The organism is Cupriavidus alkaliphilus (genome assembly GCF_900094595.1).
GTDB classification, from domain to species: Bacteria; Pseudomonadota; Gammaproteobacteria; order Burkholderiales; family Burkholderiaceae; genus Cupriavidus; species Cupriavidus alkaliphilus.
Map to the genome: position 1 here is coordinate 72,014 of NZ_FMAD01000016.1, position 12,940 is coordinate 84,953.

Consider the following 12,940-nt stretch of genomic DNA (forward strand, 5'->3'; position numbering starts at 1 on the left):
GCGAACAGCAGAGAACTAGCGATTGCAAGGGTTTTACGTCCGCTTGGGACGGCTCCGCTTACGCGTAAGCAAGCTGAGAACGCTGGCAAATTGCTTGGAATCCATTGGGCTACGGTTTATCACTTGCGCCGGCGCTTCCTCGCGGATCCTGTGGCGAGCGCGTTGATACCCTATGACCGAGGAGCAGCACCGTTGACGACAGCCGCGCCTTCGGCCTCAGGGCGGCCAACCGGACGAGTCGGCCTGAAGACTCTTCTCATATCAGAAAGGGCTAGGGGCGTAGAGTTTGGTCAGGACGCGTTCTTGAATCGTGCTTGCAGTTCGGGCAGCAGCGGCTGCGGCGGCGTGATGCCGAGCGCTTTTCGGTGGCGATCAGCCAGCCCGAGCGGTGCCATTCCTGGACGATCTTGTCGACCGCGGCGATGGTGTCGGCTTCGCCCTTGCGGGTCCACACCACTGACGGCGCAGGCAGGATCTCGGTGGAGATCGGCGCGGCGTAGTCCGCCCAGTCGGCGTTGCTACGCACCAGAGGGTGGATCAACGTCGCGTCATGGACGGCGGCGATGCACTGGCCACCCCGTAGCGCCAGCAACGATTCAGCGGATGTCTTGAAGCCACGCACCTGAGCGCCGTACTGCTCCTGCAAAGGCTTGACGTAGCTGCTGCCCTGCGAAGCGCAGACGGTCTTGCCGCGCAGATCCTCCCACTTGGCGATGCCGCTGCGCTTTGGCACGGCGGTCGTGCCGCCGACGCGATAGAACGGTGTTGGCGCATAGCCGAGCAGTTCGCCTCGATCGAGCCGAACAGGCTGCCGCCGACGAGCACGCCGATGGGCACTTTGCCGCGCTGCTTGATGCGGTCCAGTGTGGCATCCGCCCAGGCGGCGTTCAGGCTAAGGCAGACAGTGCCGCAGCAGCGGCGAAGCGAAGGTCGATAGGGAGCGCGGCCATGTCTGGTCATAAGAACAAGGAGGAGACGATGCTATCGCCCGGGGCCGCGGCGAACAAAGAAGCCTTTCGGATAAGGATATTCAGCGTGCCAGGCAGACGGTGGGCGGACAACGAGAGCCAGACGAGCATGCTGGAATTCATCGTTAGATATCCGAATTGCTTCGTTCCTTGTTCCCGGGGGTCGTTAGTACAGTGCTTCCAACTTGTCATAACGCGATATGTCGATCTGATGACTGCCCTCGTCCTATCCACTGCGCTGCCTGCGCATCTGGCATCCTCCGCAACCATCCCTATCCCGCAACCGCTCTACACCCAGATCAAGGACGCGCTGCGTTCCCGCATCCTCGACGGCAGCTATCCGCCGCATTACCGAATGCCGTCGGAAGCCGAGTTGGGTGAAGAGTTCTCCGCCAGTCGTATTACCGTGCGCCAGGCGCTGGGCGACCTGCAGAAAGAGGGGCTGATCTTCAGGATCCACGGCAAGGGCACCTTTGTTTCCAAGCCGCGCGCATTTCAGAACGTCACTTCCCTGCAGGGCTTTGCCGAGGCGATGTCGAGCATGGGCTATGAGATCCTGAATCAGGTGCGTAGCTGCAGATGCGTTCCGGCCAGCCGCCACGTCGCTTCGCGTCTGCGGCTGAATGAGGGCGATCGGGTGGTGGAGATACGGCGCGTGCGCCTGCTCAACCGCGAGCCGGTATCGTTGGAATTGACGTGGGTGCCAGAGGATATAGGCATGCGGTTGCTGACCGCCGACCTTGCCACGCGTGACATCTTCGTGATCCTGGAGAACGACTGCGGCGTCAGGCTCGGCCACGCCGATCTTAGCGTCGACGCCATCCTCGCCGATGAAGACCTCACCCGCGCCCTGCGCATCCAGGATAACGCGCCGGTGCTGCGCATCGAGCGCCTGACCCACGACGCGCAGGGCACACCGATCGATTACGAGTTCCTCTACTTCCGCGGCGACGCGTTCCAGTACCGGCTGCGCGCAGACCGGCACAGAGCTTCGACCGACACACGCGCCACCGAGGCCAAAGACCCGCCAGTCTCAGTGTCCCGGTCCGCAAGTCGGGCGTAGATCCTCCAGTGAATTCGCTACCAACGTGAAGGCCTTCGCATGAACACCCTGACCCACGAATACGACATCGTCGTTGTCGGCGGCGGCACCGCCGGACCCATGGCGGCGATCAAGGCCAAGGAGCGCAACCCCGCGCTGCGCGTGCTGCTCATCGACAAGGCGCACGTCAAGCGCAGCGGCGCGATCTCGATGGGCATGGACGGCCTGAACAACGCCGTGATCCCCGGTCACGCCACGCCCGAGCAATACACACGCGAGATCACCGTGGCCAACGACGGCATCGTCGACCAGTCCACGGTCTATGCCTATGCGCGCCACAGCTTTGCCACCATCGAGCAGCTCGACCGATGGGGCGTGCGCTTCGAGAAGGACGAGACCGGCGATTACGCGGTAAAGAAGGTCCACCACATGGGCTCGTACGTGCTGCCGATGCCGGAGGGCCACAACGTCAAGAAGGTGCTGTACCGCCAGCTCAAGCGCGCGCGCGTGGAGATCACCAACCGCATCGTCGCCACCCGCGTGCTGACCGATGGCAACGGCGCCGCATGCGGCGTGATGGGCTTCGACTGCCGCACCGCCGACTTCCACGTGGTGCGCGCACGCGCGGTGATCCTCTGCTGCGGCGCCGCCGGGCGGCTGGGCCTGCCTGCCTCGGGCTACCTGATGGGCACCTACGAGAACCCGACCAATGCCGGAGACGGCTATGCCATGGCGTACCACGCCGGCGCGGCGCTTGCCAACCTGGAATGCTTCCAGATCAATCCGCTGATCAAGGACTACAACGGGCCGGCGTGCGCGTACGTGACCGGCCCGCTGGGCGGCTATACCGCCAACGGCAAGGGCGAGCGCTTTATCGAGTGCGACTACTGGAGCGGCCAGATGATGTGGGAGTTCTACCAGGAACTGCAGGGGGGTAACGGCCCGGTGTTCCTGAAGCTCGACCACCTGGCCGAAGAGACCATCCAGACCATCGAGACCATCCTGCACACCAACGAACGCCCCAGCCGCGGGCAGTTCCACGCCGGGCGCGGCACCGACTATCGCACGCAGATGGTGGAGATGCATATCTCCGAGATCGGCTTCTGCAGCGGGCACAGCGCCTCGGGCGTGCATGTCAACGAGCGCGCCGAAACTACCGTGCCCGGCCTCTATGCCGCCGGCGACATGGCCGCGGTGCCGCACAACTATATGCTGGGCGCGTTCACTTATGGCTGGTTCGCCGGTCAGAATGCGGCTGACTACGTCGCCGGGCGTGGCCTGCCGGAAACGGATGCGGCGCAGGTCGACGCCGAGCGCGCGCGCATCTTCGCGCCGCTGGCGCGCGAACACGGCCTGCCGCCGGCGCAGGTGGAATACAAGCTGCGGCGCATGGTCAATGATTACCTGCAGCCGCCCAAGGTCACGCGCAAGATGGAAATCGGCCTGCAGCGCTTCGATGCCATTGCCGACGACATCGGCCAGATCCGCGCCGCCAATCCGCACGAACTGATGCGCGCGGTCGAGGTCATGGCGATCCGCGACTGCGCCGAGATGGCGGCGCGCGCCTCGCTCTTCCGCACCGAGAGCCGCTGGGGACTGTACCACCACCGTGTCGACTATCCGCAGCGCAACGATGCCGAATGGTTCTGCCATACGCACCTGAGCAAGGACGCTTCGGGCCGCATGGTCAGCCACAAGCGCGCGATCGAGCCCTATGTGGTGCCGGTGGAGGGCGATGACGCCACCGCCTACCAGCGGCTGCGCGTGAGCCGCGCCGCCGCCACGACCGCCACAAGCGCCACAACCGTCGGCACCGCAGCCGCTGAACCCAACCTGGCAGCCGCATGAGACCTGCAATGAGGAAACCGAGCCATGGCCTACACCCCGCATGAAATCGCCCAGCGCAGCAGCGCGCCCGTCACCATCGATGAAGACAAGTGCATTGCAGACAAGGGTTGCACGGTATGCGTCGATGTGTGCCCGATGGACCTGCTGGCCATCGACGTGAGCAAGGGCAAGGCCTACATGCAGTTCGACGAGTGCTGGTACTGCATGCCTTGCGAGAAGGATTGCCCCACTGGCGCGGTACGGGTCGAGATCCCGTACTTGCTGCGCTGACTGCATCGCCTGACAACAAACCGACCACAGGAACGCCCCATGAAGACGTCTTACAGCATTTGCCTGCTGCTTGCCGTGGCCACGGCAAGCCTGGCCGGCACCGCCGGCGCAGAGACCATCCGCATCGCCATCGGCACGCAGGACACCACCATCAACTGCGCCACCGGCGGCCTGCTGATCCGCGAACTGAAGCTGCTCGACAAATACCTGCCGCGTACCGGCAAATACAAGGACGTCAGCTACGACGTGCAGTGGAAGAACTTTACCTCGGGTCCGCCGCTGACCAACGAGATGGTGGCCGACAAGCTCGATATTGGGGCCATGGCGGACTTCCCTGGTTCGCTCAACGCCGCGGCGTTCCAGAAGGCCGGCAAGAAGAGCCTGTTTATCGCACCGCTGTCGGGCAATGCGATCGGCACCGGCAACGGTATCGTGGTGCCGGCCGATTCCCCGATCCAGTCGCTGGCCGAACTCAAGGGCAAGACCATCTCGGTGCCGTTCGGCTCCACCGCGCACGGCATGCTGCTGCGCGCGATCAGACGCCAGGGCTGGGACCCGGACAAGGACGTGACGCTGGTGTCGCAGTCGCCGGAGGTGGGCGGCTCGGCGCTGCAGGCGCACAAGGTCGACGGGCATGCCAACTTCGTGCCATTCCCCGAGCTGTTCACCTTCCGCGGCTTTGGCCGCAAGATCTATGACGGCTCGCAGGCGGAGGCGCCGACCTTCCACGGCGCGCTGGTCAATGCGGCCTATGCGCAGAAGTACCCGGAGATCGTGGTCGCCTACCTGCGCGCCGCCATCGAGGCCGACCGTCTGATGGCCGCCGAGCCTGAGAAGTACAGCGAGCTGATAGCGAAGGTGACCGGCATCGACGCCGAGGTGGACTACCTGTTCCACGGCCCCCTCGGCTTGCAGAACCGCGACTACACGTGGAAGCCGGAATACCGGCAGGCCTTGCAGACCTCGATCGAGACGCTGAAGCTGCTCAAGCGTACCGACGCCGACCTGACTGCCGACGCCGTGATCGACGATCGCTTTATCCGCGAGGCGTTCAAGCTGGAAGGCCTCGACTACGACGCGCGGCTGAGGTCGTATGAGAAGCAGCCGCTGGCGGCCAGCGACGCCACCACCGGCAAGCCCATCGCCGATCCGAAGCTCGCCGCGCAGTTGTGGCTGCAGGGCGAGCCCACGGTGCGCAACTACGCCTCGCCGGCAGCCGCCTTCGCCGCGCTGCGGCAGGCCGCCAAGGAAGGCAAGAAGGCGCGCGTGCTCTACGTGCATGACCGGAATACCGGCCTGAAGCTGCTGGCCGACAAGGTCTGGTACGTGCAAGACGGCAAGGGGCAGGTCAGCGCCTTCTTGCTCAAGGGCTCGGCCGACAGCTACGCGAGGAGCCATGGCGGCAGCGTGCGCAGCTATGCCGCCGTCAGCGGCGCCGCCGTTGCGGTCGCCAGCAATCCCTGAAGCGGAACACGCCCATGACCTCGATCACCCTTGATGTCGGGGCGCCACGCGTGGCGTCCACCATCGCGGGGCAGTCCCGCGCACGGTTGGCGCGCTGGCTGGTGCGGATTGCCGCGCTGGCCGGCTGCATCGTGCTGTGGCAACTGGCCTCCTCGCACAAGGCGCATCTTGGCATCGTCACCTTTGCCAATGTGCCGGCACCCACTGACGTCGTGCCCGCCGCCTGGCAACTGCTGCAGTCGCCCAAGCTGGTGCTGCACCTTGGCAACAGCCTGGCGCGCGTATTCGCCGGCTTTGGCGCGGCCGCGCTGGCCGGCATCGTACTGGGCATGCTGATCGGCCGCTCGCGCTGGCTGGAAGACCTGCTGTTGCCGCCTTTGGAAGTACTGCGGCCGATCCCGGGCGTGGCGTGGATTCCGCTGGCAATCCTGATGTTTCCCTCGTCGGAACTGAGCATGATCTTCATCACCTTCATCGGTGCGCTGTTCCCGATCCTGCTCAACACCATCCACGGCGTCGAGCGCACCGATGCGCGGCTGGTCGCCACCGCCCGCAGCCTGGGTGCACGGCGCTGGGCAGTGTTTCCCGAGGTGCTGCTGCCGGCGGCGCTGCCAAGCATCGTCACCGGGCTGGCGATCGGCATGGGCACCTCGTGGTTCTGCCTGGTGACCGCGGAGATGATCGCCGGCCAGTACGGCATCGGCTACTACACGTGGGAAGCCTACAACCTGCAGAACTACGCCGATATCGTCGTCGGCATGCTGCTGATCGGCGCCTTCGGCATGGGCAGCAGCACACTGATCAAGCGCGCCGGCGCGTGGCTGATGCCGTGGACACGCTTGCAGGAGGTGCGCGCATGACGGCATCCGGCCACACCATCGACGCGGGACGCTTGCAGGTGCGCGGCATCGACGTCGCCTTGGGCAAGGGCGATGCCACCTTCGTTGCCGTGCACCAGCTCTCCCTCGATATCCCCGCCGGGCAGTTCGTTTGCATCCTCGGGCCGTCGGGCTGCGGCAAGTCGACGCTGCTGGGCGCCATCGCGGGCCACCTGCCGGTCGCGGCCGGCGAGATCCTGCTTGACGGCATGCCCGTGCGTGGACCGGCGCCGGAACGCGGGCTGGTGTTCCAGCAGCATTCGCTGTTCCCGTGGAAGCGCGTGCTCGACAACGTCGGCTTTGGCCTGAAGATGCAGGGCATGCCGGCTGCGGAGCGCGAGCGCGAGGCGCAGGCGCTGCTTGACCTGGTCGGGCTGGGCGGCTTCGCGCGTCGCTATCCTGCGCAGCTCTCCGGCGGCATGCAGCAGCGCGTGGAAATCGCGCGCGTGCTGATCAACCGGCCGCGCGTGCTGCTGATGGACGAGCCATTCGGCGCGCTCGATGCGCAGACCCGTGCCCATATGCAGTCGCTGCTGCTCGACGTCTGGACGCAGATGCGCACGACCGTGGTCTTTGTCACCCACGATATCGACGAAGCGCTGTTCCTGGCCGACCGCGTGCTGGTGATGTCGCCGCGCCCCGGCCGCATCCTGGACGATATCGTGGTTCGTTTCGACCGCCCCCGCCAGGGCGACCTGCTGACCGACGACGCCTTTATCCGGCTCAAGCGCCATTGCCGTGCGTTGCTCCAGTAGGGCTTCCGGGGCGCGGACCCCTCGTCAACCCACACCGCTTACGGCGCGCTGGGGCGCGCCGCATGAGGAATGCCGAATGCTACCGATATCCACCATGTCGCCTTTTTCTGCCTTACCCGACGATGCGCCGGACGTACTGGCCACCGCTATCGACACGCTGGCGCCACGCTTGACCGATCCCGACCCCGCCGTACGCCGGGTGGCGGTGCTGCAGCTCGCCGATCTCGAGGACGAAGCCAGCGTGCCGCTGCTGTTGCACCGGTTGCAATCCGACCCGGCACCGGGTGTACGCGCCGAAGCCGCGCGCACGCTGGCCAACTGGGAAGCCGAACAGGTGGTATCGGCACTGGCGGCAGCGCTGGCCGATGCGGACCGCGAGGTGGCCGAAGCCGCCGCCCAGGCGCTTTCGGAACTAAAGGAGCCTGCTTCTGGCGCGGCCTTGCTGCCGTGGGTCACGCACCACGAACCCTTTGTGCGCGCATCGGCCTGGCGCGGCCTGCGCGAACTGCGCTACACGCCCGCGTTCGATGCGGCAACGGCGGCGCTGTCCGATGCCGCCGCGCCGGTACGGCGCGAAGCGGTGACCGTGCTGGGCTGGCTCAAGCGCAACGAAGCGCTGCCCGCGCTGGCGCATGTCACCGCCAGCGACGCCGACACCGACGTCCGCCGCGCCGCGGCAGGTGCGCTTGGCTTGGCAGCGGACGTGTCGGCGCGGGATGCGCTGCTGTCCGCCTTGCGCGACCACGCCTGGCAGGTGCGCGAAGAGGCCGCGCAGACGCTGGGCAAGCTGAAATTCGCCGAGGTCGTGCCGTCGCTGGTCAACGCGCTGGAAGACGCCTACTGGCAGGTCCGGCTGCAGGCCGCGCGCGCGCTGGGCAAGATCGGCGACCGCCGCGCGCTGAAGCCGCTGACGGTACAGCTCGGGCATGCGATCAGCAACCTGCGCAAGGAAGCTGCGCTGTCGCTGGGCAGCCTGCGGGACCCGGCGGCGTTGCCAGCGCTGTCTGCCGCTGCCAGCGACGCCGACCCAGAGGTCCGCAAGGCGGCGCGGATCGCGCTGGCCCAGATCGGTCACCGCTATGGTGCGGCATGAACAGCGTCGTGCCGACCCTCATCGAAGTGGCGGCCGCCGAAGGCAGGCTGCAGCTCGACTGGCCCGACGGCCGGCGCCAGTCACTGGAACATGCACGGCTTCGCGCCGCATGCCGTTGCGCTGCCTGTCGTTACCAGGCGGTGGAAGCCGTCACGGCGCAAGGCGTGCGCATTGTTGCAGTGGCAGAGATGGGGTATGGCATCCAGCTGTTCTTCAGCGACGGACATGAGCGCGGCATTTATCCGTGGTCGTACCTGCAGATGCTGTAGCACTAGCGCGTTCGAGCAGCCACCCGCGTGGCCGCGCCACCTCGATGCCGAGCGGAGATCGCGCATCGCTGGCCGGCCCAAAGTATAGCGAAGCTGGTGCCAGGACGGTTGACGGGCACGGGGGGTGTAGGCGCAGTTCGCCAGCAGTCCGGCCTGCGCCCCCTCTGCCGGTGTAACGCCGGGAGCTTCCCGACAGGCAAAGGCAGCAAATTCCTTGCGTCCGCACAGACGCCACCACATGCCGGTGGCTGGGCGAAGACCTAAAGCATCGGTGAACAAAGAAAAGCCCGCTGCGAGCGCGGGCTGGAATTTCTTCGGTGAAAGGGAGGAGACGGGGGTGAGTATGAACCCTAGCAGCACCGTCAGGCGGTTATAGCGCTTACTTGTCGCCATAGTGAAGCCGACAAGCGATGATGGTCAGTTCATCGTCGTTGGCGAAATACACCAAGCGGTTGCTGTCGTCGATGCGCCGTGACCAGTAGCCCGACAGGTTGCCTTTCAGCGGCTCGGGCTTGCCGAGCCCGTCGAACGGTTCGCGTTGGGCGTCCTGGGTTAGGGCATTGATGCGCTTGAGCGTTTTCTTGTCTTGGCCCTGCCAATAGACATAGTCTTCCCAAGCATCGGCCATAAAGGTCAGCTGGCGCCTCATTCAGCATCCGGGTCGATCAGGTCGTGCTTCTCGGCCATGCCAGCGCGGTGCTGCTGTATCGACCGCAGCAGGCGCGCTGCGTTAGCCGGCGAGTTGAGCAGGTGCATCGTTTCCATCCAGCTGTCGTACTGCTCCTGCGACATGATGACCACGTTCGGCGCGTCGCGGCGCGTGATGAGCACCGCGTCGTGGTCGGCAATGGCCTGGTCCATGACTGCCTTTAGGTTGCTGCGGGCGTCGGAGAAATGGATGGTACGCATACCGCACTCCTCGGATAACTGGTACTATAACTTGTACAACTATAGCAGGTCTGCGTGCAGAGTGGATTGGGGAGACACATGGCTGTGTAGCCGCGGTTAGCAGCGGCCCGTATAAGCAGGAAAGGCCACGTTGAGGATCGGTGAAATCAAGGGCTTGGAGCGATCCAGGTCCTTTTTTTTGGGGTTCATCGAGGAATACCGGGGAAGGCTGCGCGGATCTTGAGGAAGAAGTATTCCTCGTCGCGATAACCGTAGGCCCGGCACTTGATCACTTTGATAGTGTTGTTGATGCCCTCGACAGGCGCTCGATCCCAGCCCACGGCTCGAGCGCCTGCGATGGCCTGGTGCCGAATCTTGCCGACCGGCGCGAAGCCGTGGATGATGACGCCTGAAAGCAACCGTGCCGCCCGTGCCGGCCGGCGAGGCGGCGCATGGCATGCCTGCTGGCTGCTCTGACCTGAGAACATCGCAACGAGGTAGAACCTTGTTGTTGCCATTTTCCGGTGATGGGATCGCTCAAATGAGCCAGCGCGCCGAAGGCTCAGTTGTGGTCAAACGCCGTCACCTTTGGTAGCACCACGGCGAGATAGTCCACGAGCGTGCGGACCGCTGGAAGCAGGCCCGTGCGATAGGGGATGAGGGCGGTGATACGAGCGTCCGCCGCAATCCAATCCGGCAATATCTGCCTGAGCGAGCCGGCCGTTAGCTCCGCCTGACAGGCGTACACCGGCAGCGCGGCGACCCCCACGTTCGCACACGCCGCCTCTTTCAGCGAGATCAGGCTGTTGCTGAGGAATCTCGGTTCAAACTGCACCGTGGCCACGCGCTTGTCCGGGCCCAGCAATTGCCATGGCGACGCGCCCTTGCCGGCCATGGCAAGGATGGCGTGAGATTCCAGCGCCGCGGGCTCTGCCGGCACTGACGTTCGCTCGAGATAGTCCGGGCCTGCGAAGAGATACCACGGCGTCCTGGCCAGGGGATGCTGAACCAGGTTGGAGTCCTGCAGCTGGCCGACATGGCCTCTGATCGCCAGATCGAAGCCCTCGCCGACGATGTCCACGACCCTGTCCGTGGCAGTTTCTTCGATCCTGACCTTGGGGTGGTCGCAGAGAAAGGTCGGCAAGACATGGCGCAGCGCGAACTGGGCAATGTCCGTCGCCGTCGTCACGCGGATCACGCCGCTCGGCTCTGCCAGCCGCTGACGCATCGCTTCCTCGGCAAGCTCGGCGCTGCGCATCAGCGCCATGGCGTACTGGTAGAACTCCTGCCCCACCTCCGTTACCGCGAACTGGCGCGACGTCCGGTTGATCAGTCGCACGCCCAGCGAGGATTCCAGTTCCTTTACGCGGTGACTCAGCGTGGACTTCGGAAGCCGGAGTGCTTCCCCGGCCGCGGTGAATCCGCCACGGTCGACCACCTGCACAAAGTAATAAACGTCCTTTAGGTCGAGCATTTCATGGAGGCTTGCCGGCCATTCCCATGGGGGCGGCGATGGTCAAGAAGCGAGTGGGTGACGCGGATCATACTCCACGCCCGCAGCCCGCTGCCACCCGGGCAAGCCCTTGGCGCATCGCCGCGTTTGCGGCGGCCGCCGGGTCCATTTTTTCCTGCCCGGCGGAACGCTCCGCGTCTCGACAGGGCGCCATTGTCCAAGTTTGCCGAACCCTGCGTACAACCCCTGACGACTGCCCAAGCGGAATCTGCCGTCATAAGCTGTTGCGCAGGAGCGGCTGTGCGCTGTTTCCACATCCCTATTTAAACTGGAGAGGACATGACAATGCTCAAGGGATTTCATCACCTGACTGCCGGCGTGCGGCACGCGCAGGAGGATGTCGATTTCTACGTCAAGCTGCTCGGGCAGAGCCTCGTGAAAAAGACCGTGCTGCTCGACGGCGAGGATCCCATCTACCACCTGTACTACGGCAACGCGAATGGCGATCCGGGAACGCTGGTGACGTCGTTTCCGTTCCGCCAGCGCGGGGTCATGGCACGCCAGGGATCGGGCCAGGTGCGCGTCATCAACTACTCGGTGCCAAAGGGCTCGCTCGAGTTCTGGCGTAGCCGCTTCGATGCCATGAACGTGCCGTATGACAGCGAGATCGTCGAGCGCTTCGGCGAGCGTCGCCAGCGGTTCGAACATCCGTGTGGCATCGAGTTCGATCTCGTCGAAACGGATCTCGACCCGCGTCCGGCTTGCGTCGCAAGCGATATCCCCGCCATCCATGCCATCCGCGGCGTGCACAGCATCACCCTGTCGCTGCGCGATGTCGCTGAATCCATCCGCTTCATGAGCGAAGCGATTGGCTTCCGAAACGTCGGCCAGGCGGGGCCGTACTACCGCTTTGAGACGTACACCGGCGGCCCGGGTAAGGTCGTCGAGTTCCTGCATGAGCCCGACCGGCATCAGGGCTCGTCGATCTACGGCGAAGGGACGATCCACCATGTAGCCTTCGCCGTGGACAACGTCGAACAGCAGACGATCCTGAAGGAAAAGCTGTTTGCGCTGGGCTACATCGACACTTCCGAGTCGGTGCACCGCAATTACTTCCGCTCGATGTACTTCAAGATGCCCGGCGGCGTGATGTTCGAGGCCGCCACCACCGACATCGGCTTCGCGATCGATGAAGCGCCCGGCCATTTCGGCGAAGAGTTCCAGCTCCCGCCCTGGCTGGTGGATCGCAAGGACGAACTGCTGGGCCGGCTCGAGCCCATTTCTGCATGAGGTTGCCGGAGATCGATATGCGCAAGCCAAAAGTACTGATCGTTTTCTATTCACGGAACAGCTCTACCGAGCTGCTCGCCAAGGCTGTCGCCGAGGGCGCCCTCGAGGCTGGCGCCGAACTGCGCATTCGGCGTGTGCGGGAGTTCGTCGGCCCCGATGTCATGCGGCAGGCGCCGGGCTGGCTCGAGAACGCCACGGAGATGAACGCGAAATATGAGGCGCCGACCGAAGCCGATGCCGAGTGGGCCGACGCGATCGTGTTCGGCACGCCGACGCGGTTCGGGACGATCTCGGCCGAACTCAAATCGTATATCGACGGGCTCGGCGGCCTCTGGTTCGCGGGCAAGCTCAACGGCAAGGTGGGCTCGGTGTTCGGTACGACGTCCTCGCGCCACGGCGGCAATGAAGCCACGCTACTGGCGGCCTACACGCCGATGGCGCACCTGGGACTGATCATCGTTCCGCTGGGCTATGCCGACGCGGCGATGTTCAAGGCTGGCACCCCGTACGGCGCAACGCACGTCTCGCACCGTGACACCGTGAAGCCCGACGACGATCACCTCGACGTTGCACGGTACCAGGGCCGCAGGGTGACGACTGTTGCCCGCGCCCTGCACGTCCAGCCGGAGCCGGTAGCAGCCTGAACGTAGAGCTTGAGCGCAAGAAAGGGCGGAGACTCGCAGTCTCCGCCCTTTTTCTTCATCGGCACAGGCCGGTAACAG

General features: G+C 64.9%; 13 protein-coding genes and 2 pseudogenes. 10 read left to right on the plus strand and 5 right to left on the minus strand.

The genetic code is table 11. From position 1 onward, the window contains the following. Positions 1-290 precede the first annotated feature (290 nt). A pseudogene (locus tag GA0116996_RS25590) lies at positions 291-960 on the minus strand (type 2 periplasmic-binding domain-containing protein). 219 nt (positions 961-1,179) lie between these two features. On the opposite strand from GA0116996_RS25590, the gene GA0116996_RS25595 reads away from it, so the two are divergent. From GA0116996_RS25595 to GA0116996_RS25630, 8 genes are all read left to right on the plus strand, one after another. Then, positions 1,180-2,031 carry a GntR family transcriptional regulator gene (locus GA0116996_RS25595; protein WP_092317292.1) on the plus strand — a complete coding sequence of 284 codons (852 nt, stop codon included), beginning with the start codon at positions 1,180-1,182 and terminating at the stop codon, positions 2,029-2,031. 39 nt (positions 2,032-2,070) lie between these two features. Then, positions 2,071-3,858, plus strand: coding sequence for a fumarate reductase/succinate dehydrogenase flavoprotein subunit (locus GA0116996_RS25600; protein ID WP_092317295.1), 1,788 nt, complete (start codon positions 2,071-2,073; stop codon positions 3,856-3,858). Positions 3,859-3,882: 24 nt separating this feature from the next. Then, entirely contained in the window at positions 3,883-4,128 is a 246-nt protein-coding gene (locus GA0116996_RS25605; RefSeq protein ID WP_063237363.1) for a 4Fe-4S dicluster domain-containing protein, read from the plus strand. A 39-nt stretch (positions 4,129-4,167) separates the two neighbouring features. Next, positions 4,168-5,592, plus strand: coding sequence for an ABC transporter substrate-binding protein (locus GA0116996_RS25610; protein ID WP_092317298.1), 1,425 nt, complete (start codon positions 4,168-4,170; stop codon positions 5,590-5,592). Between the two features lie 14 nt (positions 5,593-5,606). Continuing rightward, entirely contained in the window at positions 5,607-6,452 is an 846-nt protein-coding gene (locus GA0116996_RS25615) for an ABC transporter permease (protein WP_092317301.1), read from the plus strand. Continuing rightward, on the plus strand, positions 6,449-7,225 hold the full coding sequence (locus GA0116996_RS25620) for an ABC transporter ATP-binding protein (RefSeq protein ID WP_092317304.1): 777 nt from the start codon (positions 6,449-6,451) through the stop codon (positions 7,223-7,225). Before GA0116996_RS25615 ends, GA0116996_RS25620 begins: the two co-directional genes overlap by 4 nt. Positions 7,226-7,319: 94 nt before the next feature. Continuing rightward, the gene (locus tag GA0116996_RS25625; RefSeq protein WP_092317306.1) at positions 7,320-8,318 is read left to right on the plus strand and encodes a HEAT repeat domain-containing protein; all 999 of its coding nucleotides are present in this window, start codon (positions 7,320-7,322) and stop codon (positions 8,316-8,318) included. 8 nt (positions 8,319-8,326) lie between these two features. Beyond that, on the plus strand, positions 8,327-8,587 hold the full coding sequence (locus tag GA0116996_RS25630) for a gamma-butyrobetaine hydroxylase-like domain-containing protein (RefSeq protein WP_311734389.1): 261 nt from the start codon (positions 8,327-8,329) through the stop codon (positions 8,585-8,587). Positions 8,588-8,966: 379 nt separating this feature from the next. On the opposite strand, the gene GA0116996_RS25635 is transcribed toward GA0116996_RS25630, so the two are convergent. The 4 genes and pseudogenes from GA0116996_RS25635 to GA0116996_RS25650 form a co-directional block, all read right to left on the minus strand. Then, positions 8,967-9,236: a Txe/YoeB family addiction module toxin gene (locus GA0116996_RS25635; RefSeq protein ID WP_092317312.1), complete on the minus strand. Its 270-nt coding sequence runs from the start codon at positions 9,234-9,236 to the stop codon at positions 8,967-8,969. Next, on the minus strand, positions 9,233-9,496 hold the full coding sequence (locus GA0116996_RS25640; protein ID WP_092317315.1) for a type II toxin-antitoxin system Phd/YefM family antitoxin: 264 nt from the start codon (positions 9,494-9,496) through the stop codon (positions 9,233-9,235). The genes GA0116996_RS25635 and GA0116996_RS25640 overlap by 4 nt, the downstream gene beginning before the upstream one ends. A gap of 185 nt (positions 9,497-9,681) precedes the next feature. Next, positions 9,682-9,795, minus strand: a pseudogene (locus GA0116996_RS25645) (transposase); the annotation flags it as partial. Between the two features lie 242 nt (positions 9,796-10,037). After that, a complete protein-coding gene (locus GA0116996_RS25650; protein WP_092317318.1) occupies positions 10,038-10,949 on the minus strand; it encodes a LysR substrate-binding domain-containing protein in 912 nt (303 codons plus the stop codon). Between the two features lie 318 nt (positions 10,950-11,267). Here GA0116996_RS25650 and GA0116996_RS25655 point away from each other — a divergent pair, with 318 nt between their 5' ends. Continuing rightward, positions 11,268-12,218: a ring-cleaving dioxygenase gene (locus tag GA0116996_RS25655; protein WP_092317321.1), complete on the plus strand. Its 951-nt coding sequence runs from the start codon at positions 11,268-11,270 to the stop codon at positions 12,216-12,218. A gap of 17 nt (positions 12,219-12,235) precedes the next feature. Then, positions 12,236-12,862, plus strand: a complete 627-nt coding sequence (gene wrbA, locus GA0116996_RS25660) for an NAD(P)H:quinone oxidoreductase (protein ID WP_092317324.1) — start codon at positions 12,236-12,238, stop codon at positions 12,860-12,862. The last annotated feature ends 78 nt before the right edge of the window (positions 12,863-12,940 follow it).

Excerpts from the sequence above, each read along its gene's own strand:
- GA0116996_RS25595 (WP_092317292.1), top strand. The coding sequence starts at position 1,180 with ATGACTGCCCTCGTCCTATCCACTGCGCTGCCTGCGCATCTGGCATCC.
- GA0116996_RS25600 (WP_092317295.1), top strand. The coding sequence starts at position 2,071 with ATGAACACCCTGACCCACGAATACGACATCGTCGTTGTCGGCGGCGGC.
- GA0116996_RS25605 (WP_063237363.1), top strand. The coding sequence starts at position 3,883 with ATGGCCTACACCCCGCATGAAATCGCCCAGCGCAGCAGCGCGCCCGTC.
- GA0116996_RS25610 (WP_092317298.1), top strand. The coding sequence starts at position 4,168 with ATGAAGACGTCTTACAGCATTTGCCTGCTGCTTGCCGTGGCCACGGCA.
- GA0116996_RS25615 (WP_092317301.1), top strand. The coding sequence starts at position 5,607 with ATGACCTCGATCACCCTTGATGTCGGGGCGCCACGCGTGGCGTCCACC.
- GA0116996_RS25620 (WP_092317304.1), top strand. The coding sequence starts at position 6,449 with ATGACGGCATCCGGCCACACCATCGACGCGGGACGCTTGCAGGTGCGC.
- GA0116996_RS25625 (WP_092317306.1), top strand. The coding sequence starts at position 7,320 with ATGTCGCCTTTTTCTGCCTTACCCGACGATGCGCCGGACGTACTGGCC.
- GA0116996_RS25635 (WP_092317312.1), bottom strand. The coding sequence starts at position 9,236 with ATGAGGCGCCAGCTGACCTTTATGGCCGATGCTTGGGAAGACTATGTC.
- GA0116996_RS25640 (WP_092317315.1), bottom strand. The coding sequence starts at position 9,496 with ATGCGTACCATCCATTTCTCCGACGCCCGCAGCAACCTAAAGGCAGTC.
- GA0116996_RS25650 (WP_092317318.1), bottom strand. The coding sequence starts at position 10,949 with ATGCTCGACCTAAAGGACGTTTATTACTTTGTGCAGGTGGTCGACCGT.
- GA0116996_RS25655 (WP_092317321.1), top strand. The coding sequence starts at position 11,268 with ATGACAATGCTCAAGGGATTTCATCACCTGACTGCCGGCGTGCGGCAC.
- wrbA (WP_092317324.1), top strand. The coding sequence starts at position 12,236 with ATGCGCAAGCCAAAAGTACTGATCGTTTTCTATTCACGGAACAGCTCT.